The following is a 25,859-nucleotide window of genomic DNA, read 5'->3' on the forward strand; positions in this document are numbered from 1 at the left end:
GTCGCGCATCGACGGCGGGCTCGACCGCGTCCTTCGGTGAGGATCCGGATCGCAGCCTCGTGAGATCGGGAACCACCATGTCAGGAATTATGAGACGACGTGCCGCCGCCGGCGCTGCATCGCTCTTGGTCTACGGGATCAACGGCACCGCATTCGGGCAGACGACCGCGCCGACAACGACTCTTCCCGACATCACGGTGACGGCGCCGCAACGCCACACCGCGCCATCAGGACCGAACAAGCCGAAGACGCGCGTTGCGAGCGGCGGCGGCCACCGCGCGCGCAGAACCGGCGCGGTATCGGCGACGCCGGAATCTCCGGAGCAAACCCAGGCTCAAGCCGTCGCAAGCCAGAATACCCGGCTCGACCAGGCCCGCGCCGCGCTGCTGGCGCCGACCGGCGCCAACAGCTACCAGATGAGCCGGCAAGCCCTCGAGGCGTTGCCACAGGGCACCAACACCACGCTCGACAAGGCGCTGCTGCAGGCGCCCGGGGTTTCGCAGGACTCCGCCGCAAGCGGCGAACTGCACGTGCGCAACGAGCACGCCAACCTGCAATACCGTATCAACGGGATCATGCTGCCCGACGGCGTCGGCGCGTTCGGCCAGATCATCGACACCGGGATCGTCGGCAGCATGGCGCTGATCACGGGCGCACTGCCCGCGCAGTATGGCCTGCGCACCGCCGGCGTGCTCGACATCCGGACCAAGACCGACGCTTTCAACAATTCCGGCAGCATAAGCGTCTATGGCGGCAGCCACGGCAATTTCACCACCAGCGTCGACTATGGCGGCACGATCGGACAGACCCAGTACTACATCTCCGGCCGCTATTTCGGCAGCGATGTCGGCATCGAGAACCCGACGCCGGCCTATAGCGCGATCCACGACCGGACCGATCAGGAGAAGGGCTTTGCCTACGTTTCGACCGCGATCGATCCGACCAGCCGGCTGACCTATATCGGCGGCGTCTCCAACGGCGGCTATCAGATCCCCAACAATCCCGGCCACGCTCCGGCCTTCACCGCCTACGGCGTTTCGAACTTCGATTCCGCGCTGCTCAACGAACGGCAACACGAGTTCAACCAGTTCAACGTCGTGGCCTACCAGAAGTCGGGCGACGGGTTCGACTACCAGGTCGCCTATTTCAATCGCTACAGCCAGCTGCACTTCATGCCCGATCCGGTCGGCGATCTCGTCTTCAACGGCGTCGCGTCGGACGTCTATCGCCAGAGCTTCATCAACGGCATCCAGGAGGACACCTCCTACCGGCTGGGCTTCGCGCACACGCTGAAGTTCGGCGTTTCCGTCAGCGCCGAGCGCTCGCTGGTCAACAACGGCTCGACCGTGCTGCCTCTCGACGATTCCGGCAACCCGATCGATGCGCCGCTCTCGGTATTCGATTCCAGCGCCAAGACCGGATATTTGTTCTCCACCTACATCGCCGACGAGTGGAAGATCACCAACCAGCTCACGCTCAATGCCGGCCTGCGCTTCGACCAGATGTGGCAATATGTCGATGCCAACCAGCTGAGCCCGCGGATCAGCCTGACATGGAAACCCACTGACGGCACGACCTTCCATGCCGGCTATGCCCGCAACTTCACGCCGCCCGAACAGGTGCTGGCGGCACCGACCAACCTTGCGCTGGTGCAGAACACGACGGCGCAGCCGGCGACCACCGCCAATGACCCCGTGCTGCCGGAGCGCTCGCACGTGTTCGACATCGGCGTCACGCAGAAGGTTGATGCGATCCCCGGCCTCGAGGTCGGCATGGATGCCTATTACAAGATCGCGACCGACCTGCTCGATGACGGCCAGTTCGGCCAGGCCTACGTCCTGACCGCCTTCAACTATGCGAAGGGCACCAACGAGGGCGTCGAGCTGACGGCGCGATACGACCACGATAATCTGCATCTCTACGGCAATGTCGCGATCGCAAGGCAGGTCGCCACCCAGGTCGTCTCGAACCAATATCTGTTCGATCCGGACGAACTGGCCTACATCGCCAACAATTACGTCAACACCGACCATGCCCAGACGCTGACCGCATCGGTCGGCGGCTGGTACCAATGGCGCGACACCAAGTTCAGCGCGTCGGTGATTTACGGGTCAGGCTTGCGCGACGGCTTTGCCAATACGGGCACGGTGCCGCCCTACGCGCAGGTCAATCTCGGCGTCTCGCACGATTTTAACATCGTCGCGCCGAACAAGCCGACCACGCTGCGCTTCGACGTCGTCAACCTGTTCGACACCGTGTACCAGATCCGCGACGGCTCCGGCATCGGCGTGTTCGCGCCGCAATACGGGCCCCGCCGCGGATTCTATGCCGGCATCACGCAGAAGTTCTGAGGAGGCCGGCGCGAGGCGCGCGCCGTGCCGGCTCATAGCTCGGCGACCAGTTGGACCAGCTGGTCCCGCAACCAGACATGGGCCGGGTCGTGATGGTAGGACGCATGCCACAGCAATGACACCGTAACGTCTTTCACCTTCACCGGCGGCGGACTGAGGCTGAGCCCGAGATCGGCGGCGAAGCGGCGCGCCAGCCGCGCGCCCATCGTGACGATCACGGGCGCCTGCGCCACCAGATACGGCACCGTCAGAAAACGCGGCGTGGTCAGCGCAACGGACCGCTGCAGGCCGAGCTCTTCGAGCGCTTCATCGACGAAGCCGCGCACGGTGCGCCCCGGCCGCAGGCTGGTCAGCACGTGCGGAAGCCGGACGTAGTCCTCAAGCGAGATGGGCGGCGTGATACCGGTCTTCTCTGCATTGAACATGCAAAGGAAGCTCTCGGTGAACAGCACGCGCTGCTTGTGATGCAATTGTCCCTGCTGGATCGGCCCGTAGGAGAGCGCGAGATCCACTTCGTCGGCGTCGAGGTCATCGAGCAGCCGGGATGTATCGACATTATAGAGCCGCAAGTAAATGCCCGGCGCGATCTCGCGCATACGCGCCAGAAGGCGCGGCACGATCAGGATTTCCATGCTGTCCGACAGGCCGAGCCTGAACGTACGCACCGCCGTTGCCGGATCGAACGACTGGTCGCGTAGCAGCACCGTCTCGACCTGGGCGAGCGCCGTCCGCACCGGATCGACCAAGGTCATTGCGCGCGGGGTGAGGCGCATGCCATCGGCCGCGCGCGTGAGCAGCTCGTCATCGAACAGTTCGCGCAGGCGCGCGAGATTGTGACTCATCGCGGATTGGCCAATGCCGACGGAGCTGGCCGCCCGGGTCACGCTCCGTTCGGTGAGCAGCGCATTGAGATGAACAAGCAGATTCAGGTCGATGCGACCCAAATTGACGGTATCGATGGCCATTATCGATCCTATCTGTTTGATCGATGATCATAGCCTCACCATCTCCTCCGGCAAGGGAGCAGACGGGCCATCGCTCGCCGCCCAGGTTCTGACACTCAAGCCAATGGAGGATCCCATGTCGATCCGCAGTTCAGTTCTCGCCGCCGCCTTCACCCTCGCCGCACTTGGAGCCTCGCTTGGCGCCGCAGAGGCGCGCGGGCTCAGGCCGATCGAGGCCCAAAGCATTCATCTCGGCGACGTATCCGGCGTCGCCTACTACACGGTCGAGCCCGACGGATATCGCGTCGTGACCACGCTCGCACAGGGCGAGGCCGGAACCCCCGTCCGCTTCGTCTCGGTGCTCGCACCCGGTCAGCGCGCCCTGCTCTCGACGCCGAACCAGGCAGGCGCATTGGAGATCAGCCGGAACGGCGACAGCGTGACCGTCCGCAAGTCGGGCGCACTGTCCAACTAGTCGTCACAGCGGAGCCTTCCATCACAGGTGCAGGAGCCACAGATGTCCACGATCCATCTTCATCGGACGAGCAGGTTGACGCCCGAGCAGTACGTCGCCGGCCTCACCGACTTCGGGCCGGGCCGCTCCAAACTGTTCGGCAATAGCGCCGATGCCTATCTCAAGGTGCATCATCGCGGCCCCTTGCAGGCGGATGTGACGGAAGGCTCGAACGGCATCTGGGAACGCTTGCACTACGACTGGTCCGATCCCGACCATGTCGTCTTGGCGACGACCGACTCCAATGTGTGGGGCGGCAGGTCGGGCCACACCTACAGTTTCGCAAGGCGCTCCAATGGCACGACCGACATTGACGTGGTCGTGGTGCGTGAGGGCAAGAATCTCAGGGGATGGCTCCTCGGTCTCGTGCTCGGGTCGATCGGCAGAGGCGTCCTGGAGAAAGCATTCGAAAACTCCGTCAAGGCCATCGAGCAGCGGCACCCGCAGCAGGGCCGGATTGCGGCCTAGACGCGGAGCATTGAAAGTATTGCTCCGAGATCAATGTTTCTATTGTACCGAGTAATGTACCGGACCATATCTAGTTCATCGAACGCATTGCACCGGGGCAGCCCGGTGCAAGCCGAATGGAGACAACTGAAATGGAGATCAATTTTCTCGATACGTTCCTGGCATTCCTCGGAATGACCTTCGGACTGGTCTCGGTGATGCCCGGCCTGTTTTTCCAACCCAAGGTCGAGGTTAAGCGCGCGACAAGGACGACCTCGAACCGCGCCGGCAACAGCAGGCGATGACGCGCCGCAGCTTCCAGGCCGGCATCGCGCCGAAGTTCTAGCCCGCGACCAGCAGCTGCTCTTTCAGCAGTGCCGTCAGCCAATCGGCAAACACCTGCAGGCGCCGCGACAGGTGCTGGCGGTGCGGATAGAGCAAGGTCATCGGCATCGGCGTGGCGCGATGCTGCGGCATCAGCTCGACGAGCTCTCCGGCATCGAGATGCCGCTTCACGTCGTAGGCGGGAATCTGGATCAGGCCGAGGCCGGCGAGGCAGCAGGCGATGTAGGCTTCCGCACTGTTGACGGTGACACGGCCGCGCATCGCAATGCTGCGCGACGCACCCTGCTCACACCATTCCCACTCCTCGATGCGGCCGGTGGATGGCGAGGCGTAGTTGACCGCCCAATGTGTGGCGAGATCGTCGGGCGTCTGCGGCGTGCCGTGGCGCGTGAGATATCCTGCGCTCGCGACATTGATCAGCACGAGATTGCCAAGCGGCCGCGCGATCAGACCGGAATCGCCGAGCGGGCCGACGCGCACGACGCAATCGGCGGAGTCCGCGATCAGGTTGATGGCGCGATCGGTGACGCCGAGATCGATGTCGATCTGCGGATAGCGATCCAGGAAAGTCGGCAGCGCCGGCGCGACGATCAGGCGTCCGATCCGCCCGGGCACGTCGACCCTGAGCCGGCCCGACGGTTCGGCGGCGGCATGGCGGAACAGGGTCTCGGCCTCCTCGACATCGGCGACGACGCGCAGGCACCGTTCGTAGAACGCCGCGCCATCATGGGTGAGAGACACTTTTCGTGTCGTCCGGTGCAGCAGCCGGGCGCCGATGCGCTGCTCCAGCTCAGCGACCGCTGACGACACCGACGAGCGCGGCAGGCCGAGCGTGTCGGCCGCCCGCGTAAAGCTCGCGCACTCGACGACGCGGGCGAAGATGCGGAAGAGATCGATGCGGTCCACGATTAGCGCCCCGATTGTTCGCCATCCCTGACAAGTGACGTCAGAATGCACGGCTTTATCGGGAAATCCTAGACGATATCGTTGCCTCCAGAAAGCGGGCGCACGGCGCGGCCGCACGATCCGGAGAAGCGAACGCCATGACCGACCACAGCATCAAGGGCAAGACCGTCATCATCGCCGGCGGCGCCAAGAACCTCGGCGGCCTGATCGCGCGCGATCTCGCGGCGCACGGCGCGAAAGCGATCGCGATCCACTACAACAGCGCCGCGACCAAGGCCGACGCCGACGCGACCGTCGCTGCGATCAAGGCTGTAGGTGCCAATGCGGTCGCCTTCCAGGCCAACCTCACGACATCAGGCGCGATGGAGAAGCTGTTCACTGATGCCATCGCTGCGATCGGCCGTCCCGACATCGCGATCAACACCGTCGGCAAAGTGCTGAAGAAACCGATGGTCGAGATCTCGGAGGCCGAATACGACGCGATGAGCGCAGTCAACACCAAGTCGGCATTCTTCTTCCTCAAGGAAGCCGGCCGCCATCTGAACGACAACGGCAAGATCTGCACCTTGGTGACGTCGCTGCTCGGCGCCTACACGCCGTTCTATGCCGCCTATGCCGGCACCAAGGCGCCGGTCGAGCATTTCACCCGCGCCGCCTCGAAGGAATTCGGCGCACGCGGCATCTCGGTGACCGCGATCGGCCCCGGTCCGATGGACACGCCGTTCTTCTATCCGGCCGAAGGCACCGACGCGGTCGCCTATCACAAGTCGGCAGCGGCGCTGTCCGGCTTCTCGAAGACCGGCCTCACCGACATCAAGGATATCGTGCCCTGGATCCGCCTCCTGGTGTCGGACGGCTGGTGGATGACCGGCCAGACCATTTTGGTCAACGGTGGCTACACCACGAAGTGAAGTTGACCTTCCCTGCATGCACGCGCCTTTCATTGCAGGGGAAACAGACCGCCGGCGGAATTTGACCGCCGGTTTGGCCGGCGATATCTTTCGCCGCGCTGGGCCCTTCGCAGTGACGGTCTATTCGAGGCGCACATGGAATGGTCGACCAGGCCGGCCCGTCCGGATCAGCCCTTCGGCAGTTGGGCCGACGACCTCGCAGCTGCCTTCGTGCGACTGGAGCCGCGCCGGATTGCCGAGGAGTCGTTTGCCGGCGCAATCTGCAAGGTCGACGCCGCGCCGCTGCAGATATCGCGCGTCACGGCGAGCGGGCACATCGTGCACCGGCTCGCCTCGCACATCGCTGCAAGCACCGACGACCTCTGCTTCGTCAACCTCCAGCTCGAAGGGCTCGGACGCACCTCGCAGCGCGGCCATGAGCAGATCAGCGCCCCCGGCGATCTCGCGATTGCCGATACGACCCAGCCGTTCGAGATCGCCCACCGGCATCACTTCGAGCTGTTCTGCTTTGCCGTGCCACGGCGTCTGTTGCCGGACACGCTGTTCGATCGCCCGCGGCTCGGCCTGTCCGCGACCGAAACCGGCCGCGCACTGTCGCGGACGCTGGCGAGCTACGCCGAGCTCTGCCTGAGCGGCGGCCGCCTCGCAACAACCTCGGCGATGCTCGGCACGCATATCGCCGAGCTGATCGCGCACGCACCCGACATCCTCGCCGACATGTCGGCCGAGCGCGTGCATACGCCGGTGCTGCTGTCGATGATGCTTGACCATATCGCGCGTCACAGCGACGACCCCGAGCTCGGCGCGCCGGCGCTGGCCACGAAATTCCGCTGCTCCGAACGTTACGTGCACCGCCTGTTTGCGAGCACCGGCCGCTCCGTCGGCGAACACGTCAACGAACAGCGGATTGCCGCGTGCACGCGCGCCCTGCTCGATCGCTCCTCAGCGCACAAGACCATTGCCGAGATCGCCTTTGCCGCGGGCTTCCGCGACATCTCGCATTTCAACCGCCTGTTCAAGCGCCACAACGGCCTCGCCCCGCGCGAATTCCGCCGCGCCGCCGCGCACTGAAGCGCGACGAGGCCCGCGCGGCGCTCCGCGGCGAGACGTTCCGCTTCGGGCACGGTGAGTAATTGCGCCTTCTCGAATCGGACCGCCTTCCTTGAATCAAAAAGGATTCAACGGATTCAACAAAATTTCGAGACGGACACCAAAGCTATTTCCGCGAAAGCCACTCGCGGCCGCCATCCGAGCCATTCAGCATCGTGCTGTTGAAACGGACGAGCGCGGCGGTTGCAATGGCCTCCTTGATTTGAGCTTCGGTCGCACCAGCGGCTCTTGCCGCTTTAGTGTGAGCGTAAACGCAATATTCACATGGAATTTGCGCTGCCACACCAAGGCCAATCAGGTGCTTGGTTTTCCCGTCCAAAGCTCCCGTGGGATTCATCACGGCCAGGTATTCGTCCCAGTGCGGCTTCAGTGCCTGGTCAGGAAGTGCCTGCTTCATCCATTCAGGCGCCTCCTGAGCGCTGGCGCTTGGTTCCGACGTGAAAGCCAACAACAGCGCCAAGCCAGCGCTCACCAATAGAGCTCTCATGGCTAATCTCCCTAAAATTGAGATGCGTTATTCCAAAAAAGCGAGGTCTGCTGAAATGCTGCCGATGCCTGCCGACGGCATGCGCGCTACCGGTTCGTCCAAACGAAGATTCGGCGCTCCCGTCTCGGTAGCTCGGCAAAAACTTATGCGAGATTTTTGGCTACGGGAAGGCGCCTGTTTTCGACAGGCTCCAAACCGCCCCGTATTGTCCTGCAGCGGCCGAGCCAGAAACTCTACCGGGATCGGACGCGCTTCACATGCCGCGCTGCACCGCACATTTCCGAGTCATGCTGCCGGTTCACTCCGCGCCAAGAAATCGGGCACTGCCGTCCAAGATTTCCTGACCACACCGCGATAGCCATAGCCCGAACCGCCGACACGGAGGGCATTGGCATGGCGATCGATTTCACGCTCACGGCACAGCAGCGCGAGCTGCAGCTCGCCTCCCGCAAATTTGCCAGGGAGGTGCTGGCCGAGGCCAGGGCCGCCGAAAAGCTGGCGACGCCCGAGCAACGCTTTCTCGCCACCAAACCGACCTACGAGGCGATGGTGGCGGCCGGTTACTTACGCAAATGCATTCCGGCGCCCGCGGGCGGCGACAATGCCGGCATGATCGACATGGCGATCCTCGCCGAGGAATTCTACAGCGTGAACCCGAGCGTAACGCTCACCATGCTCGGCAGCGTGCTCGGCCTGTTGCCGCTGCTGCTCGGCGGCACGCCGGAGCAGTGTCAACGGCTGCTCGCGCCGTTCCTGAAGACCAGCGGCGCGCCGCTCGCCGCCTTCTGCTCCAGCGAGCCGGGCGGGAGCGCCAACGCCGCCTCGCCGCCGCCCGGCGAGGGCGTCCGCACCACGGCCCGGCGCGAAGGCGACGATTGGCTGATCAACGGCCGCAAGAAATGGGTGTCCTCGGCGACCGGCTGGAATCGCGAGGGCGCCGATCTTCTGACCATCGTGTGCCGCACCGATCCGGCAGCAGAGCCCGACGCAGCCATCTCGATCATTGCCGTGCAAGGACCGGTGAGCGGCCTTGTGTTCGAACGCGCGATCGACAGCATCGGTCATCGCGCCCACCTCGTCCCGCAGTTCGGCTTTCAGAACGTCACGGCGCCGCACCACAATCTGCTCGGGCAGCAGGGTGCCGGCCTGGCGCTGACCGCGGCGGCATTCACCGGCACCGCGGCACTGGTCGGAATCTTCGGCGTCGCGCTGATGCGCTCAGCCTTCGCGTTCGCGCTGGATTTTGCCCGCAGCGAAAAACGCGGCGGCGTCCACCCCATCATCGAGCATCAGGCGGTCGGATACGCGCTCGCCGATGCCAAGACCACGATCGAAGCGGCGCGCACTCTCAGCTGGCGCGCCTGCCATGCCCTGGACACCCAGTCGCCGGCGGCCGAGGAACTGGCGGTGCAGGCCAAGATCTTCGGCTCCGAGGCCGCCGTGCGCGTCATCACCGATCTGATGCGGGTGGTCGGGATCGACAGCTACGATCATGAGGCGCCATTCGGCAGCCTGCTGCAGGACGCGCTCGCGCTGCCGATATTCGACGGCGGCAATCTCGGCATCCGGAGGCGGCAACTGCACACGATGTTCAAGAGCCGCGACTACAGCCCGCTGGCTGCAAGCGGCGCGGCATAGCGCGAAAAAGGAGTGCAATCATGAGCACAGAGCGGAAAGTGGCAGTCGTCACCGGCGCATCGCAGGGGATCGGCGCCGGCATCGTTCAGGCCTTCAGGGATCGCAACTGCCGGGTCGTTGCGACGTCACGCTCGATCAAGCCGGCCACTGACGCGGATATCGTCACGGTGGCGGGCGATGTCGGCGCAGCTGATACGGCGGAGAACGTATTCAAGGCGGCGCTGGAGCGCTTCGGCCGCGTCGACACGCTGGTCAACAACGCCGGCATCTTCATCGCGAAGCCATTCACGGCCTATACGCAGGATGACTACGCCAGCTACATCTCGACCAACGTGACGGGCTTCTTCCACATGACCCGGCGCGCGCTGGAGCTGATGAGCAAGCAGGGCCACGGTCACGTCATCACCATCACGACCAGTCTCGTCGACCAGCCGATGAGCAGCGTTCCCGCCGCCCTCGCCTCGCTGACAAAGGGCGCCCTGAACGCCGCAACCCGCGCGCTCGCGATCGAATATGCAAGGACCGGAATTCGCGTCAACGCGGTGTCGCCCGGAATCATCAAGACCCCGATGCACCCGGCGGAAGCGCATCAAGCGCTGGCCGCGCTTCACCCGGTCGGCCGGATGGGAGAGATCTCCGACATCGTTGGCGCTGTGCTCTACCTCGATGGCGCAGGATTCGTGACCGGAGAAGTGCTCCACGTCGACGGCGGACAGGCCGCGGGCCACCACATGCCGTAGCAGCGATGCCCGGACCACGTTGGCGCTCCGCGCCCCGCGGCAGCGGATGTATGGGTCACGTTACGAACGCTGCTGCAAATTCAGTGTCGTCCCGGGCAAGCGAAGCGCGACCCAGGACCCATAACCACAGGGTACAGTTGTTGTGCGACGCTGGGGCCCCAGCGAATTCCATCGCAAAAGGCAGTGGTTATGGGTCACTGCTTTCGCAGGGACGACACCGGAGAAGCCGCGGCCTCTCGGCTCAAGCAAAGCCGCCTCTGGAATACTGGATCATCCGCATGCGCGGGCGATGACACCGAGCAAGTAACCGCGACATGGCGCCGCGAACCTCGTTGCGGCGCAACAATCAAAATGAGACTGCCCGTTAAGCACCCCCGCCGCGACGACATCCGCGCCGTGCCTGCCTTCGGCTAGCTTTGCCCGCAACAACCGGACGCCCATCCGCCTTCGTCAGGCCAGGTGGACGCCGGTGACAACACAGAGGGAGGAGAGCGATGTTGAAAGGCAGTTTGGGACTGATTGCGTTGAGCAGCCTGTTGCTTTCGGGCACGGCATTCGCCCAGGAGAAGATCAAGGTCGGCGTCACCGCGACGCTCGAGGGCACCTATACGGTGCTCGGCGAGGATGGCATGCGCGGCCACCAGACCGCGCTCAACGTGCTCGGCAAGAAGATCGGCGACAAGGAGCTCGAATTCATCGTCGCCTCGACCGATGCGACGCCGGACTCCGCCGTGCGCGCGGTGCGCAAGCTGATCGAGCAGGACAAGGTGCAGATCCTGCTGTCGCCGCTGTCCGGCGACGAGGGCATCGCGGTGAAGAATTTTGCCAAGACCCATCCGGAGCTGACCTTCGTCAACGCCGCCTCCGGCGCGCAGGAGACGACCTATGTCGATCCGGCGCCGAATTTCTTCCGTTACAACATGGACGGCGCGCAGTGGCAGGTCGGCCTCGGCAAATACGCCTATGAGACCAAGGGCTATCGCAAGATCGCGACCGTCGGCGAGGATTACTCCTTCATCTACACCCAGGTGTTCGGCCTGGTGCTCGAATTCTGCGGTGCCGGCGGCCAGGTCACCAACCGGCAATGGGTGCCGCTCGGCACCAAGGACTTCGCCTCGGTGATCGCCGCCCTGCCCGACGATGTCGATGCGATCTATCTCGGCCTCGGCGGCGCCGACGCCGTCAACTTCCTCAACCAGTATCAGCAGGCCGGCGGCAAGGCGCATCTGATGGGCGGCTCGATCATGATCGACCAGACCATCCTGTCGTCGAAGGGCAGCGCCAAGAACGCGCTGATCGGCACCATCGCCGCGAGCGGCCAGGCCGATACCTGGGAGGATCCGGGTTGGCAGAAATTCGTGAAGGCCTATCAAGACTCCTTCCCGGAGAGCAAACGCTTCCCGAGCCCGTCGCTGCTCGCGACCAACTATTACGGCTCGACCATGGCGCTGATCCTGGCGCTACGGCAGGTCAATGGCGATCTCTCCAACAACCAGGCCAAGCTGAAGGACGCGCTGGCGAAGATCGAGATCGACGCCCCGAACGGCAAGATCAAGCTCGACGCCAACCGCCAGGCGATCGGCACCAACTTCGTCACCGAGGTGGTCGATGACGGCAAGGGCGCGCTGTTCAGCAAGGTCGTGAAGGTGATCCCGAACGTCAACCAGACGCTGGGCTATGATCCGGCGGTGTTCGCCAAGATCGGCCTGCCGAGCCGCACGGTCCCGGAGTGCAAGAAGTACTGACGTATTTGTTGCAGGTGCGAGCAAGCCAGCCGTGACGGAAGCGCGCGGTTGCACGAGGAGCCCTGCTCGCCCTTGCTTTCCGCGGGCGGATGATGAACGCTTGTCGAAAAGACAAGAACATCCCGCGGGAGGGGAGGCATGAGCAGGGCGCTTGCCGTCTTCCACGGCCGGTTCGGTCGCGCGACGGTCTATCAGTTGAACCGTCCCTTCAACGTGCATGCGCACCGCGAAGGGCACCTGATCTTTCATGTCGGCGGCACGCCGGCGCAGATCGATGTCTCCGAGCACCGCCTGCTGCTCAAGGACGACACCGTGGTCGCGGTCAACCCATGGGAACCGCACAATTTTCTGCCGACCGACATGGATCACGGCGCGATCTTCTTCGTGCTCTATGTCAATGCCGAATGGTTCGTGCCGCAGCCGGCGAGCGCGCAGGGCCTGCGGTTCGGCCGCACCTTCTTTCCCCGCACCGAGGCGCTCGACCGGCTGATCCGCCGCACCGCAGCACTGGTGTGCGGCGCGCCGTCGCTGCGCAGCCTCGACTGCGAGCTCAGGCAACTGATCGACTCCTGCTACGAGGAGAGCTGGCAGGCCGCGCAGGATGCGCGGGCGGCCGCCGCGGTGACCGATTTCCGGGTGCGCAAATCGATCAAGCTGATGTCGGAAAGCCCCGGCGCCGAGATCGAGCTCGATGCGATCGCGCGCGAGGCCGGCCTGTCGCGGCCGCATTTTTACCGGCTGTTCCGCACCCAGACCGGCGTCACCCCTCACCTCTACATGAACACCCTGATCATGGAGCAGGCGCTGGATGCGCTGGTGGCGACCGAAGCGCCGATCGCCGATATCGGGTTCGATCTCGGCTTCTCCTCGCAGAGCGGTTTCACCCGCTTCTTCGCCGCCAATGTCGGCATGGCCCCGACTGACTATCGCCGCGCCGCCAAGGTGTTGCGGCCGTGAACGAGTTCCAGAGCGACGATAAAAGATACTCTCGATCAAATCCGTAGCTTTCACCCTCGGTAGGATATTGGACACGCGGCCCGGCAGACGGTCGCGACCACTGAGGGAACGCGACGGAGATGGCCAGGTTCATCGAACGCCATCCGGCCTGGGCGCTGATCGTGATCATCGCGGTCGCGGTGCTGCTGTGGCTGGTGTTCGCGATCTGGCCGCCGGGGCTGGAAGCCGCGATCGGCCGCAAGCGCGTGTTCCTCAACGCCGTGCTGAACGGCATCACGCTCGGCGGGCTGTATTTCCTGGTGGCCAGCGGCTTCACGCTGATCTTCGGCCTGATGCGCAACGTCAACCTCGCGCACGGCTCGCTCTACCTGTTCGGCGGCTATATCGGCTACGCCATCAGCACCTGGACCGGGTCGTGGATCCTGAGCTTCATCGTCGCCTTCATCGCGGCGGCGCTGGTCGGCGTGATCCTGCAGCTCGCCGTGTTCCGCCGCATGGAGGGACAGGACCTCAGGCAGACCATGGTCACGATAGGGCTCTCGATCGTGTTCGCCGATCTGATGCTCTGGGTGTTCGGCGGCGACTTCTACCAGGTCCAGACCCCGAGCTGGCTGATCGGCCCGGTACAGCTGCCGCTGCTGACAGCGATCAAATCATCGGGCGAGCCGGTCTATCTGCAATATCCGCTGGTGCGGCTCGTAATCTTCGCGGCCTCCGTCGTGATCGGCGTCGCGATGTGGCTGGCGCTCAACCGCACCCGGATCGGCATGATCGTGCGTGCCGGGGTCGACGACCGCGACATCCTGGCCGCGACCGGGGTGCGGATCCAGCTGGTGTTCGTGCTGGTGTTCGCGCTCGGCGCGGGCCTTGCCGGCATTGCCGGCGTGGTCGGCGGCACCTTCCAGTCGCTGTCGCCGGGCGAGGACACGCGCTTCCTGCTCGCCTCGCTCGTGGTCGTGATCGTCGGCGGCATGGGCTCGATCCCGGGGGCTGCGCTCGGCGCCGTCATCATCGGGCTCGCCGAGCAACTCGGCTCGGTCTACATCCCGACCTACGCCATCGTCGTCACGTTCCTGATCATGGTCGTGGTGCTGGCGCTGCGGCCGCAGGGCCTGCTCGCGAGGCGATGAAATGTCGTTGCTGCAGAGCACCCAGTTCCGCCCCGACCCATCCGCCAACGCGACCCGCCGCGCCTTGATCCGCGCCTGGCCGGAATTCCAGAATCCGGCGGCCTGGCTGGTCGCGCTGATCCTCGTGATCATGCCGCTGATCGCCAACGGCTTCTTCCTGATCGAGATCTTCGCCACCACGCTGATCCTCGGCATCATCGCGCTGAGCCTGATGTTCCTCGCCGGCTATGGCGGCATGGTCAGCCTGATGCAGCTCACCATCGCGGGCTTCGCCGGCTACATGGTCGCGGTGTTCGGCATGAGCGGCAATGCCAATATCAGCCTCGGCTGGCCGTGGTGGCTCGCGACCCCGATGGCGCTGGCGCTGGCGACGCTGTTCGGCACGCTCGGCGGCGCGCTCGCGGTGCGCACCGAGGGCATCTACACCATCATGATCACGCTCGCGATCGGCGCGGCCTTCTACTACTTTACCAACCAGAACTGGGCGATCTTCAACGGCCATACCGGCATCAACACCGTCGCGACGCCGCATTTCTGGGGCGTCGACTGGCGCGCCGATATCGCCTTCTACTACGTGACGCTCGGCGTCGCCGCGATCTGCTACTTCGCCGTCCAGTATGTCTCGCGCGCACCGTTCGGCCTCGCGCTGCAGGGCGTCCGCGACAACCCCCGCCGCATGGCGGCGCTCGGCTTCAATCCCAATGCCCACCGCATCGCGGCCTACGCCTTCGCCGCCTTCATCGCGGCGCTCGGCGGCGTGTTGCAGGTCTGGAACTACCGGCAGATCTCGCCCGGCTCGGTCAGCGTCGGCGCCTGCATCGACGTCCTGATCATCGCCGTGGTCGGCGGCATCACCCGGCCGATCGGCCCGTTCATAGGTGCGCTGATCTTCGTGCTGCTGCGCACCTTCGCGCTCGACGTGCTGATCAAGTTCGGGCTCGACGGCAACCGCTTCCGACTGCTGATCGGGCTCGGCTTCCTCGCCATCGTGTTCTGGTCGTCGGACGGCGTGATCGGCCTCTGGGACCGCTGGCGGCGGCGTAGCGCATCCGCGACACAACGTTCGGGCGGAGGCCGCCATGGATAGCGTCGCGCAGCGACTGTCCGTGGTCGGCGCCGGCGCAGCCCTGGAGCTGCGCGGCGTCACCCGGCTGTTCGGTGCGCTGGCCGCGCTGACCGACGTCACCATCACCGTGCGCCCCGGCGAACGCCGCGCGGTGCTCGGCTCCAACGGCGCCGGCAAGACGACGCTGTTCAACTGCATCACCGGCGACTTCCCGCCCTCCTCCGGCACGATCCGCTTCTTCGGCGAGGACATCACCCAGTTCCCGCCCTATGAACGCATCCGCCGCGGCTTACGCCGCACCTACCAGATCTCGGCGCTGTTTCCCGGCCTCACCGTGCAGGACAACGTCTATCTCGCCTGCCGGGGCGTCTCGCGCGGCCGGTTCTCGTTGCTGCGCCCGGGACAGAACGATGCGCTGATGCACGCGACCGAAACGCTGGTGCAGGCCGTGCACCTCGCCGGCGTCAAGGACCAGCGCGTCGCCGAACTGGCGCATGGCCAGCAGCGCCAGCTCGAAATCGCACTCGCACTGGCCGGCGCGCCGCGCTTCATCCTGTTCGACGAGCCGGCGGCGGGACTGTCGCCGACCGAGCGGCGTGAGCTGATCGAGATACTGACCTCGCTGCCGGCCCATATCGGCTACATCATCATCGAGCACGACATGGACGTCGCGCTGCGCGTCGTCGAGAGCGTGACGATGATGCACAACGGCCGCATCTTCAAGGAAGGCCTGCCGCGCGAGATCGAGTCCGATCCCGAGGTGCAGGAGCTTTATCTCGGAGGCGGCCATGAATGACCGCCGTCCCGCGCCCGCACTCGAGGTGAAGGGCCTCGACGTCTACTACGGGCATTCGCATGCGCTGCAGGGCGTCGACCTCACGCTCGATGCCGGCGTGTTCTCGGTGGTCGGCCGCAACGGCATGGGCAAGACCACGCTGTGCAAGGCCATCATGGGCCTGGTGCGCGCCAGCAGTGGCTCGATCCGGATTCGCGGCGAGGAAGTCACGCGGCTGAATCCGGCGCGGATCGCCCGGCTCGGCGTCGGCTATGTGCCGCAGGGCCGGCGCCTGTGGCGCTCGCTGACGGTCGACGAACACCTTGCGCTCGCAGGCGGCCTGCGCCGTGGCGCCTGGACCATCGAGCGCATCTACGACACCTTCCCGCGCCTCGCCGAACGCAAGAACAACGGCGGCAACCAGCTCTCCGGCGGCGAACAGCAGATGCTCGCGATCTCGCGCGCATTGCTGACCAACCCGCAGCTCCTGATCATGGACGAGCCGACCGAAGGCCTTGCACCTGTGATCGTCGCGCAAGTCGAGGAGATGCTGCTGCGTCTCGGCGACGAAGGCGACATGTCCATCCTGGTCATCGAGCAGAACATCGGCGTCGCGACGGCGGTGTCACGCAACGTCGCCATCATGGTCAACGGCCGAATCAACCGCATCATCGACTCCGCCCGCCTTGCGACCGACCGCGAGCTGCAGCAGCGGCTGCTCGGCGTCGGCACCCACGGCGCTGACGAGATCGATGCCGAGACGGCGCCGGCGAAGGCTGAGGCGGCCGGCACGCCGCAGCCGGAACGCAAGGGTCCGGCTCGCATCTACGTCTCCAATCCCGTGCTGCCGACGCGCTGGTCGCAACCGGTGCCGATCGCTCGTATCGAAGCCGCCGCGCGGACGCAGTCCGTCGCCGTCACGCGTCTCGAGGAAGCAACCCGCACGCGGCGCGAACCGGCAACGTCGAGGACATCGGGGCCGCCCGTCGTGCTGGTCGTCGGCACGCTCGACACCAAGGGTGCGGAGCTGCGCTTCATCCGGGATATCATCGCGGCCAGCGGCCTGCGCACCCGACTGGTCGACGTCTCGACCAGCGGCAAGGCGACGAGCTGCGACGTCACCGCGCAAGAGATCGCACTGAACCACGGCCGCGGGGGCGCGAGCGTGTTCGGCGCCGATCGCGGCGCCTCGGTGACCGCGATGGCGGAGGCGTTCGAACGATGGCTGCGCCGCCAGGGCAATGTCGCCGGCATCATCTCCGCGGGCGGCTCGGGCGGCGCGTCGCTGGTCGCGCCGGGCATGCGCGCGCTTCCGATCGGCGTGCCGAAGCTCATCATCTCCTCGGTCGCGTCCGGCGACGTCGGCCCCTATGTCGGTCCCGCCGACATCACCATGATGTATTCCGTGACCGACGTGCAGGGTCTCAACTCGATCTCGCGCACGGTGCTCGGCAACGGCGCCCATGCCATGGTCGGCATGGTCAAGGCGCGGCTCGAGGGACAGACCGGAAAGCAGCGCGATACGGGCGCTCATCTTCCGGCCATCGGCATCACCATGTTCGGCGTCACCACGCCGGCGGTGCAGAAGATCGCGGCTGACCTTCGCGAGGATTTCGAGTGCCTCGTGTTCCACGCCACCGGCGTCGGCGGCCGCTCGATGGAGAAGCTGGTCGAGTCTGGCCAGCTCGCCGGGGTCATCGACCTCACCACGACCGAGGTCTGCGACCTGCTGATGGGCGGCGTGTTCCCGGCGACCGACGATCGTTTCGGCGCCATCATCCGCAGCCGCGTGCCCTATGTCGGCTCGGTCGGCGCGCTGGATATGGTGAATTTCGGCGCGCCCGACACCATTCCGGAGCGCTACCGGCAGCGCAAGTTCCATGTCCACAATCCGCAGGTTACCTTGATGCGGACCACGCCGGAAGAGAACGAGCGGATGGGCCGCTGGATCGGCGAACGCCTCAACCAGATGGATGGGCCGGTGCGCTTCTTCCTGGCCGAAGGCGGCGTCTCCGCGCTCGATGCACCCGGCCAGCCGTTCTGGGATCCGGATGCCGACGCGGCGCTGTTCCGCGCGCTAGAGCGCACCGTGCGCCAGACCGGTAACCGGCAGATCATCCGCATCAAGCGCAACATCAACGATCCCGAGTTCACCGCCGCCATCGTCAGCGCGTTCCGTCCGCTGCTCGGACGCGCCGATGGCCGGCGGAGAGTGGCGAGGTGACCCATGCCCAGGTTTGAACGCGCGGCGCTGCTGAAGAAATTTCACGCCATGATCGCACGCGGCGAGCCGATCGTCGGCGGCGGCGCGGGCACTGGCCTATCGGCAAAATGCGAGGAGGCCGGCGGCGTCGACCTGATCGTGATCTACAATTCCGGCCGCTACCGCATGGCCGGCCGCGGCTCGCTCGCCGGCCTGATGCCCTATGGTGACGCCAACGCCATCGTCGTCGAGATGGCCGGCGAGGTGCTGCCGGTCGTGACCAAGACGCCGGTGCTCGCGGGCGTCAACGGCACCGATCCGTTCCGTGACATGGACGTGTTCCTCGACCAGCTCAAGGCGATCGGCTTCGCCGGCGTGCAGAACTTTCCGACCGTCGGCCTGATCGACGGCACCTTCCGCGCCAATCTCGAAGAGACCGGGATGTCCTACGCGCTCGAGATCGACATGATCGCGAAGGCGCATGACAAGAACATGCTGACCACGCCCTATGTGTTCAGCGAGCAGGAAGCGACCGCGATGGCAATCGCGGGCGCCGACATCATCGTCTGCCATATGGGCCTCACCACGGGCGGCACGATCGGCGCGCAGACCGCGCTGAAGCTCGCCGACTGCCCTGCCCGGATCGAGGCCTGGGCCGAGGCCGCGCTCAGCGTCAATTCGAACATCATCGTGCTCGCGCATGGCGGTCCGATCGCGGACCCCGCGGATGCCGATTTCATCATGAAGCAGACCCGCAACTGCCACGGCTTCTATGGCGCCTCCTCGATGGAGCGCCTGCCGGTCGAGCGGGCGCTGACGGATCAGGTTCGCAAGTTCAAGGCGATCGGCGCGCGCTAGCCGCCGTGACCAAGGGAGGAAGAGATGTCAGGGATGCTGGTCGGTGAATTGATCCTCTGGCTCATCGTCGCAATCGTCGCGATCGTCATCATCGTCTATGTGGTGAACTGGCTCTACCACCGCTCATCGAAGGAAACCTCCTTCGTCCGGACCGGTTTCCTCGGCGAACGCGTGGTGATCAATGGCGGCGCCTTCGTGCTGCCGTTCATCCACGACTTCACGCCGGTCAACATGAACGTGCTGCCGATGGGGATCGTGCGCTCCAGGCAGGATGCCGTGATTACCCGCGACCGCATGCGCGTCGACATCGAGGCCGATTTCTACGTCCGGGTGCAGGCGACCCGCGAGGCCGTCTCGATCGCCGCCGCCACGCTCGGCCGCCGCACCATGGAGCCGGAACAGCTGCACACGCTGCTCTCCGGCAAGTTCATCTCCGCGATCCGCTCGGTTGCGTCAGAGATGACGATGGAGCAGATGCACGAGCAGCGCGGCGAATATGTCGCCCGCGTCAAGGCCAATGCCGCCGAAGCGCTGGCGCAAAACGGCCTCGAACTGGAATCGGTCGCGATCACCGATCTCGACCAGACCGACCTCGAATATTTCAATCCGTCGAACCGCTTCGACGCCGAAGGCTTGACCCGCCTGATGGAGGACATCGAGGCCAAGCGCAAGCTGCGCAACGACATCGAGCAGGACTCGATGATCAAGATCCGCTCCCGCAACCTGGAGGCTGAGCGGCAGGCGCTGGACATCGAGCGCGAGAGCGAGACCGCCCGCCTTGAGCAGGAGCGCGACATCGAGATGCGCCGCGCCCTGCAACGCACTGAAGTCGCACGTGAACGCGCGCTGCGCGAGACCGAGGCCGAGCAGGCCCAGATCACCGCGCGCGAAGCCATCGAGAAGGCCCGCATCGCCAACGAGCAGGCGATCACCGAGGCGCGCATCGCGTCGGAACGGGAGACCCGGCACCGGGAGATCGAGCGCACCCGCGCGGTGGAAGAACGGGAATTGCTCGCGCGCGAGGAGATCGAGAAAGCCAGGATCGCCAACCAGCGCTCGGTCGACACTGCGCGCATCGCCTCCGAGCGTGAGGTGCGCCAGCGCGAGATCGAGCGGATGCGCACGGTGGAGGAGGCCGAGATCGCCGCCCGCGAATCGATTGAAAAGGCCCGCATCCAGCAGGACCGCGTCGTCACCGACGCTCGGATCGCCAATGAGGAAGAGACCCGCCGGCGCGAGATCGAGCGCACCCGCGCGGTCGAGGAAGCCGAGATCGCGGCCCGCGAGGCCACCGAGAAGGCGCGCATCGCCCAGACCATGACGGTCAATGTCGAGCGCATCTCCTCCGACGAGCGTACCCGCGCGCTGGAGATCCAGCAGGTCCGAACCATCCAGGAAGCCGAGATCGAGGCGCAGAAGTCGGTCGAGGCCGCCCGGATCATCAGAGAGAAGACGCTGGCGGCCGAGCGCATCGCCGCCGATCACACCACGCGCAAGCTCGAGATCGAGCGCAACCAGGCGATCGAGATCGCCGGAATCACCGCGCGCGACGCCACCGAGGCGTCCCGGATCGCGCAGGAGGAACACGTACGCTCCCTCGAGATCGCGCGCACCCGTGCGATCGAGGAGGCCGACATCGCCTCGCGTGAATCGATCGAGGCCGCGCGCATTTCGCAGGAGAAGTCGGTCGCCGCGCAGCGCATCCGTGCCGAACGCGAGACCCGCGCGCTCGAGATCGAGCGCACCGGGGCGATCGAGGCCGCCGAGCTGAAGCGCCGCGACGCGGTTGAGCGGCAGCGCATCGATGTCGAGCTGGCGCTGGAGAGCGAGCGGATCACCTCCTCCAGGACCCGCGAGGTGCTCAACATCGACCAGAAGCGGGCGATCGAGCTCGCCGACGAGGAGCGCGTGATCGCGCTCGCCGCCAAGCGCTCGGAGCGGATCGATGCCGACCGCCAGGTGAAGCAGGCCGAGATCACGGCCCGCAAGGAGGTTGAGACCACCGATGTGACCCGCGAGCAGGCGCTGGAGGCGGCGCGGATCGAACGGCGCCGTTCGATCGAGCAGCTCGAGGTCGCCCGCAATCAATCGCTGCAGGAGGCCGAGATCGCGGCGCGCGAAGAGGTCGAGCGCGCCCGCATCGCCTCCGACCGAGGTCTCGACGAGGCGAGGGTCGGCCGCGAGCGCGAACTGCGCAAACTCGAGGTGAACCGGGAGAAGGACGTCGAAACCGCGCTGATGGAGAAGGCGATCGCACTGCACCAGAAGTCGCTGGAGGAATCGGCGGCACGCGCCGCCGCCGAGGACGCCAGGGTCCACGCCACCGAGGCGGCCGAGCGCGTCGTCACCGCGCGCGAGAGCGAAATCGCCAAGCGGCGCAAGACCATCGAGGTCCTGCTCGCCGAGAAGCAGGCCGAGGAAACCAGGATCGCAGCCGGCGCCGAACGGGTCCGTGCCACGGTCGAGGCCGAGGCACAGCGCCTGCTCAACGAGGCCGAGAACGTGCTGACCGACCAGGCCCGCTACTCACTGTTCCGCCGCAAGCTGCTCGACCGGATCGAGGGCATCGTGCGCGAGAGCGTCAAGCCGATGGAGAAGATCGAGGGCATTCGCATCCTCCAGGTCGACGGCCTCAACGGCAACGGAAATGGCGGCGGCTCCGGCCGCAGCGCCACCGACGAGGTGATCGATTCGGCGCTGCGCTACCGCGTGCAGGCGCCGCTGATCGACTCGATCCTCTCCGACATCGGCGTCGAGGGCGGCAGCCTCGCCAAGATGCCCGGCCTGATCCGCGAGGCCCGGGACATGCAAGGCATCAAGGAGAGCGCACGCAAGAGCGGCGGTGAGACCAAGCCGGCAACGCCCGAAGGCGGCGGCGAGCCGCGCCCCGAACGCACGCCGCGCAAGAAGGACTGAGCTCGCAACATGGCACGGGTTTACGTCTCTACTGTCGTCAACGCCCGCAACGACCGGGTCTGGGCCCGGGTTCGCGATTTCAACGGGCTGCCGAACTGGCACCCCGCGATCGCGGAGAGCCGGATCGAAGGCGGCGAGCCCTCGGACAAGATCGGGTGCATCAGGGATTTTCGGCTGCGCAATGGCGATCGCATCCGCGAGAAGCTGCTCGGCCTGTCTGACTACGACATGTTCTGCACCTACTCGATCCTGGAATCGCCGATGGGCGTCGAGAACTACGTCGCGACGCTGCGGCTCACGCCGGTCACCGACGGCGACCAGACGTTCATGGAGTGGACGGCCGAGTTCGACTGCGCGCCGGAGCGCGAGGCGGAACTGGTCAACAATATCGGCGGCGGTGTGTTCCAGGGCGGGTTCGACGCGCTGAAGCGGGCGTTCGGGGGATAGGCCGTGCCGCATATCGTCAAAAGCACGATCCTGGATGCACCGACCGGTACGGTGTGGGCCGTGTTGCGCGATTTCAACGGCCATGACCGCTGGCACCCGGCGGTAGCGACCAGCGGCATCGAGCGCGCGCAACCGTCCGACAAGATCGGCTGCGTCAGGCGCTTCAAGCTGAAAGACGGATCCGAACTGCGCGAGCAGTTGCTGGCGCTGTCCGACCTGGAACAGAGCTTCAGCTATTGCCTGCTCGATACGCCGGTCCCGATGTTCAACTACGTCGCGCATGTTCGCCTGCTGCCGGTCACCGACGGCGACCGAACCTTCTGGCACTGGGAGTCGCGCTTCATGACGCGGACCGAGGACACGGACCGCATCACGCACATGGTTTCGGAAGACATCTACCAGGCCGGCTTCGACGCCATCCGCCGGCATCTGAAGGAGGCCGCATAAGCGGGGTAGGACATCATGCCAGTCACGGTGAAGACCTTCACCAGCACCCATGACGCCGCGGCGGCGCTGTCGTCCGATCGCAGCGCCCGCTATCTCGGCGGCGGCACGCTGGTGATGCGGGCGCTGAACGAGGGCGACATCTCGATCTCGACCGTCGTGCGCGCCAGCGACCAGGCGATGACAAGGATCGACGCCTCCGGCTCGCGCATCACGCTCGGCGCCGGCGTCACCTTCGCGCGCATCCTGGCCGAACGCGATCTCGGCTTCCTGCACGCCCCTGCCCGCTCGATCGGCGGACCGGCGGTGCGCAACATGGGCACGGTCGGCGGCAATCTGTTCGCACCGGTGCCGTATGGCGACTTCACGGTCGCGATGCTCGCGCTCGATGCAATGGTCTCGGTGCAGGGCGGCCTCGGCGGCCGCGAGATCGGAATCGAGGAATTCTTGCAATCGCGCGACCGGCAGACCGGCACGCTGGTGCTCGCGATCTCATTTGCCAAGCCCGGCAGCACTGAGGCCTTCCGCTACCGCAAGATCGCGCGGATCAAGCCCAAGGGCGGCGCGGTGATCACGCTCGCGGCGCATCTGCCGGTCAACGGCAGCCGGATCGTCGGCGCCCGCGTCGCGCTCGGGTCGATGGCGCCAACCCCGATCCGCGCCCGCGCCGCCGAGCGCGCGCTGGAGGGACGCTCGCTCGACGCCTCCACGATCAATGCGGCTGCCGCGGCAGCCGTCGAAGGAACTTCGCCCGGCGACAATGCGCTCGCCAGCGCCTGGTATCGCCGCGAGATCGTCGGCGTGCATCTCAGGCGCCTGTTGTCCGGTCAGGAATAAATCGCGATGGCCAAGACCCCTCTGCAATTCAGCCACAACGGCCGCGATGTCGCGATCTTCGTCGACGGCGGCACCAACCTCCTGGTCGCGCTGCGCGAGCTGATCGGCGACATGACGCCGAAATTCGGTTGCGGCCAGGGCGGCTGCGGCACCTGCAGCGTGCTGATCGACGGCGAGCTGCACCTCTCCTGCCTGACGCTGGCCGAAACGGTCGCCGGCCGCTCGGTCGAGACGCTCGACGGCATCAAGGACGGCCCCAATCTGCACCCGCTGCAACGCGCCTTTGCCGACAATTTCGCCGCGCAGTGCGGCTATTGCACACCGGGCATGCTGATGGCCGCGAAAGCGCTGCTCGACCGCAATCCGCAGCCGAGCCGCGCCGAAGTGGTCGAGGCGATCTCCGGCAATATCTGCCGCTGCACCGGCTATGAGCCGATCATCAACGCCGTGTTGGCTGCCGCATCCGGCGGCCGGGCCCGCGCGTAAGGGAACAGTGCCATGCTGGAATTGCGCAAGGACCTCTTCGCCGACGAGCGCGACGATAATCTGAAGGAAATCGGCAAGGGCACCCAGCGCCAGGACATGCTCGGCCATGTCACCGGCACGTCGCCTTATTTCGACGACCACAAGCTGCAAGGCATGCTGCACCTGAAGGTGGTCCGCAGCGCGCATTCTCATGCAAGACTGCGGCGCATCGACACATCGGAGGCCGAGCGGTCGCCGGGGGTGCGGCGCGTGATCCGCGCCTCCGACGTACCCCGCAACCTGAACACGCTGCTCAGCCTGATCAATTTCGGCAAGGACGACGAGCCGTCGCTCGCCGTCGACAAGGTGCGCTACAAGGGCGAGCCGATCGTCGCCATCGTCGCCGACAGTCCACGCGAGGCCTTTGAGGCCATTGCCAAGGTCAAGATCGACTACGAGCCGCTGCCGGCGGTGTTCGATGTCGAGGATGCCTTGAAGCCGGGCGCGCCCGTCGTCAACGAGGTCTACCCCAAGAACACCTTCACCTATCACGAGACCTATGATCGCCAGCAGCTGCGCTTCGGCGACGCCGACCGGGCGCTCGCCACGGCCGACCATGTGCTGGAGCAGCGCTACCAGATGTCGCCGATCGAGCATGCGCCGACCGAGACCAACGGCTCGATCGCCGCGCCCGACACCAACGGCCGCTACATTGTTTACACCTCGACGCAGGCGCTGTTCTTCTCGGTCGACACCTGCGCCAAGATCCTCGACGTGCCCTCCAACACCTTCCATTTTATCGGCGGCACGGTGGGCGGCGGGTTCGGCGGCAAGGTCGATACCTTGACCGAGCCGCTCTGCATCCTCGGCGCGATGCTGACGGGGCGTCCGGTGCGCTACGTATTCGGACGCGAGGAGGAGATGCAATACGGCCCGCCGCGCGGCGCCGAGCGCATCTACATCAAGGATGGCGTGATGCGCGACGGCCGCGTCGTCGCCCGCAAGGTGCGCGCCTATTTCGACAGCGGCGCCTATACGCGGCTGTCGAGCTACGCCGCCGTGAAATGCGCTGCGCATCTGCCCGGCCCCTACACGATCCCGAACGTCCATGGCGACGTCTACTGCGTCTTCACCAACCGCACGCCCGCCACCGCGATGCGCGGCTTCGGCGTCACGGCGATGGATTTCGCCATCGAATGCCAGATGGACAAGCTCGCCCATCTCGTCGGCATGGACCCGATGGAGTTCCGGATTCTCAATGCGTACCGCGACGGCGACATGAAGGCGCATCGGCGCGAGGCCAAGAACACCGCGCTGATCGAATGCGTGCAGGTCGCAGCCGAGAAGGCCAAATGGCCGCTCCGCGAGGAGTTCAAACAGATGTCGTCGCGCAAGGATGGTGGCGGTCTCCGCGCCGCCGTGACGCTGACGCCGCGGGAATCGCATGCGCCGGCGGCCGCACCGATCCAGCAGCGCACGACGTATGACCGCGCGCCGACCGCGACCCGCGAGCCGCCGCCACCGCCGCCCTCTTCGCCGCCACCATCACCTCCGCCACGGCCGAGCGCCCCGTCGCACGGCGCCACCCGCTTCTCTTCCGTCTTCGGCACCAGGAGGCGCTGA

At 65.8% G+C, this 25,859-nt stretch carries 24 protein-coding genes; 21 read left to right on the forward strand and 3 right to left on the reverse strand.

Translation table 11 applies throughout. The features are described 5' to 3' along the window. Positions 1–77 precede the first annotated feature (77 nt). Positions 78–2,351, forward strand: a complete 2,274-nt coding sequence (locus ACOIX3_RS34940; RefSeq protein WP_420966601.1) for a TonB-dependent receptor — start codon at positions 78–80, stop codon at positions 2,349–2,351. A gap of 32 nt (positions 2,352–2,383) precedes the next feature. Here the strand turns inward: ACOIX3_RS34940 and ACOIX3_RS34945 are convergent, their stop codons facing one another. After that, complete coding sequence (locus ACOIX3_RS34945) at positions 2,384–3,316, reverse strand: LysR family transcriptional regulator (RefSeq protein WP_420966602.1); 933 nt, start codon at positions 3,314–3,316, stop codon at positions 2,384–2,386. 115 nt (positions 3,317–3,431) lie between these two features. Between ACOIX3_RS34945 and ACOIX3_RS34950 the strand changes: the two genes are divergently transcribed. The 3 genes from ACOIX3_RS34950 to ACOIX3_RS34960 all read left to right on the forward strand — a co-directional run bounded on the left by ACOIX3_RS34950 (position 3,432) and on the right by ACOIX3_RS34960 (position 4,561). Further along, positions 3,432–3,770 carry a hypothetical protein gene (locus ACOIX3_RS34950; protein WP_420966603.1) on the forward strand — a complete coding sequence of 113 codons (339 nt, stop codon included), beginning with the start codon at positions 3,432–3,434 and terminating at the stop codon, positions 3,768–3,770. 42 nt (positions 3,771–3,812) lie between these two features. After that, positions 3,813–4,277, forward strand: a complete 465-nt coding sequence (locus tag ACOIX3_RS34955) for a hypothetical protein (RefSeq protein ID WP_420966604.1) — start codon at positions 3,813–3,815, stop codon at positions 4,275–4,277. A gap of 131 nt (positions 4,278–4,408) precedes the next feature. Beyond that, on the forward strand, positions 4,409–4,561 hold the full coding sequence (locus ACOIX3_RS34960) for a hypothetical protein (protein WP_420966605.1): 153 nt from the start codon (positions 4,409–4,411) through the stop codon (positions 4,559–4,561). A gap of 37 nt (positions 4,562–4,598) precedes the next feature. On the opposite strand, the gene ACOIX3_RS34965 is transcribed toward ACOIX3_RS34960, so the two are convergent. Next, the gene (locus ACOIX3_RS34965) at positions 4,599–5,507 is read right to left on the reverse strand and encodes a LysR family transcriptional regulator (protein ID WP_420966606.1); all 909 of its coding nucleotides are present in this window, start codon (positions 5,505–5,507) and stop codon (positions 4,599–4,601) included. Positions 5,508–5,644: 137 nt separating this feature from the next. Between ACOIX3_RS34965 and ACOIX3_RS34970 the strand changes: the two genes are divergently transcribed. Together ACOIX3_RS34970 and ACOIX3_RS34975 are read left to right on the forward strand one after the other, a co-directional pair. Beyond that, complete coding sequence (locus tag ACOIX3_RS34970) at positions 5,645–6,418, forward strand: SDR family oxidoreductase (protein ID WP_420966607.1); 774 nt, start codon at positions 5,645–5,647, stop codon at positions 6,416–6,418. 135 nt (positions 6,419–6,553) lie between these two features. Then, positions 6,554–7,489, forward strand: a complete 936-nt coding sequence (locus tag ACOIX3_RS34975) for a helix-turn-helix domain-containing protein (protein ID WP_420966608.1) — start codon at positions 6,554–6,556, stop codon at positions 7,487–7,489. Between the two features lie 145 nt (positions 7,490–7,634). Here ACOIX3_RS34975 and ACOIX3_RS34980 read toward each other — a convergent pair whose 3' ends face one another. Then, positions 7,635–8,015, reverse strand: a complete 381-nt coding sequence (locus ACOIX3_RS34980) for a carboxymuconolactone decarboxylase family protein (protein ID WP_420966609.1) — start codon at positions 8,013–8,015, stop codon at positions 7,635–7,637. A gap of 393 nt (positions 8,016–8,408) precedes the next feature. Here ACOIX3_RS34980 and ACOIX3_RS34985 point away from each other — a divergent pair, with 393 nt between their 5' ends. The 15 genes from ACOIX3_RS34985 to ACOIX3_RS35055 all read left to right on the forward strand — a co-directional run bounded on the left by ACOIX3_RS34985 (position 8,409) and on the right by ACOIX3_RS35055 (position 25,859). Continuing rightward, entirely contained in the window at positions 8,409–9,653 is a 1,245-nt protein-coding gene (locus tag ACOIX3_RS34985) for an acyl-CoA dehydrogenase family protein (protein WP_420966610.1), read from the forward strand. A 20-nt stretch (positions 9,654–9,673) separates the two neighbouring features. Beyond that, positions 9,674–10,393 (forward strand): SDR family NAD(P)-dependent oxidoreductase, encoded by a 720-nt coding sequence (locus ACOIX3_RS34990; RefSeq protein WP_420966611.1) that lies wholly within the window; start codon positions 9,674–9,676, stop codon positions 10,391–10,393. Positions 10,394–10,887: 494 nt separating this feature from the next. After that, positions 10,888–12,138 (forward strand): ABC transporter substrate-binding protein, encoded by a 1,251-nt coding sequence (locus ACOIX3_RS34995; RefSeq protein ID WP_176533280.1) that lies wholly within the window; start codon positions 10,888–10,890, stop codon positions 12,136–12,138. Between the two features lie 138 nt (positions 12,139–12,276). Continuing rightward, a complete protein-coding gene (locus tag ACOIX3_RS35000; protein ID WP_420966612.1) occupies positions 12,277–13,095 on the forward strand; it encodes a helix-turn-helix transcriptional regulator in 819 nt (272 codons plus the stop codon). Between the two features lie 119 nt (positions 13,096–13,214). Next, positions 13,215–14,225 carry a branched-chain amino acid ABC transporter permease gene (locus tag ACOIX3_RS35005; protein WP_223969581.1) on the forward strand — a complete coding sequence of 337 codons (1,011 nt, stop codon included), beginning with the start codon at positions 13,215–13,217 and terminating at the stop codon, positions 14,223–14,225. 1 nt (position 14,226) lies between these two features. Then, positions 14,227–15,312: a branched-chain amino acid ABC transporter permease gene (locus tag ACOIX3_RS35010; protein ID WP_420966613.1), complete on the forward strand. Its 1,086-nt coding sequence runs from the start codon at positions 14,227–14,229 to the stop codon at positions 15,310–15,312. Continuing rightward, positions 15,305–16,087, forward strand: coding sequence for an ABC transporter ATP-binding protein (locus ACOIX3_RS35015; RefSeq protein ID WP_021075866.1), 783 nt, complete (start codon positions 15,305–15,307; stop codon positions 16,085–16,087). Before ACOIX3_RS35010 ends, ACOIX3_RS35015 begins: the two co-directional genes overlap by 8 nt. Continuing rightward, positions 16,080–18,290, forward strand: a complete 2,211-nt coding sequence (locus ACOIX3_RS35020; RefSeq protein ID WP_420966614.1) for an ABC transporter permease — start codon at positions 16,080–16,082, stop codon at positions 18,288–18,290. The genes ACOIX3_RS35015 and ACOIX3_RS35020 overlap by 8 nt, the downstream gene beginning before the upstream one ends. 3 nt (positions 18,291–18,293) lie before the next feature. Then, positions 18,294–19,127: a phosphoenolpyruvate hydrolase family protein gene (locus ACOIX3_RS35025; protein ID WP_420966615.1), complete on the forward strand. Its 834-nt coding sequence runs from the start codon at positions 18,294–18,296 to the stop codon at positions 19,125–19,127. A 24-nt stretch (positions 19,128–19,151) separates the two neighbouring features. Next, positions 19,152–22,043 (forward strand): flotillin domain-containing protein, encoded by a 2,892-nt coding sequence (locus ACOIX3_RS35030; RefSeq protein WP_420966616.1) that lies wholly within the window; start codon positions 19,152–19,154, stop codon positions 22,041–22,043. A 9-nt stretch (positions 22,044–22,052) separates the two neighbouring features. Continuing rightward, complete coding sequence (locus ACOIX3_RS35035) at positions 22,053–22,490, forward strand: SRPBCC family protein (protein WP_173641096.1); 438 nt, start codon at positions 22,053–22,055, stop codon at positions 22,488–22,490. A 3-nt stretch (positions 22,491–22,493) separates the two neighbouring features. Further along, positions 22,494–22,937, forward strand: coding sequence for an SRPBCC family protein (locus ACOIX3_RS35040; protein WP_420966617.1), 444 nt, complete (start codon positions 22,494–22,496; stop codon positions 22,935–22,937). A 15-nt stretch (positions 22,938–22,952) separates the two neighbouring features. Next, on the forward strand, positions 22,953–23,771 hold the full coding sequence (locus tag ACOIX3_RS35045; protein WP_420966618.1) for an FAD binding domain-containing protein: 819 nt from the start codon (positions 22,953–22,955) through the stop codon (positions 23,769–23,771). A gap of 6 nt (positions 23,772–23,777) precedes the next feature. Beyond that, positions 23,778–24,257, forward strand: a complete 480-nt coding sequence (locus ACOIX3_RS35050) for a (2Fe-2S)-binding protein (protein WP_097673267.1) — start codon at positions 23,778–23,780, stop codon at positions 24,255–24,257. A gap of 12 nt (positions 24,258–24,269) precedes the next feature. Next, positions 24,270–25,859, forward strand: a complete 1,590-nt coding sequence (locus ACOIX3_RS35055; RefSeq protein ID WP_420966619.1) for a xanthine dehydrogenase family protein molybdopterin-binding subunit — start codon at positions 24,270–24,272, stop codon at positions 25,857–25,859.

It is taken from the genome of Bradyrhizobium sp. B120, from assembly GCF_049075665.1.
Lineage (GTDB): Bacteria > Pseudomonadota > Alphaproteobacteria > Rhizobiales > Xanthobacteraceae > Bradyrhizobium.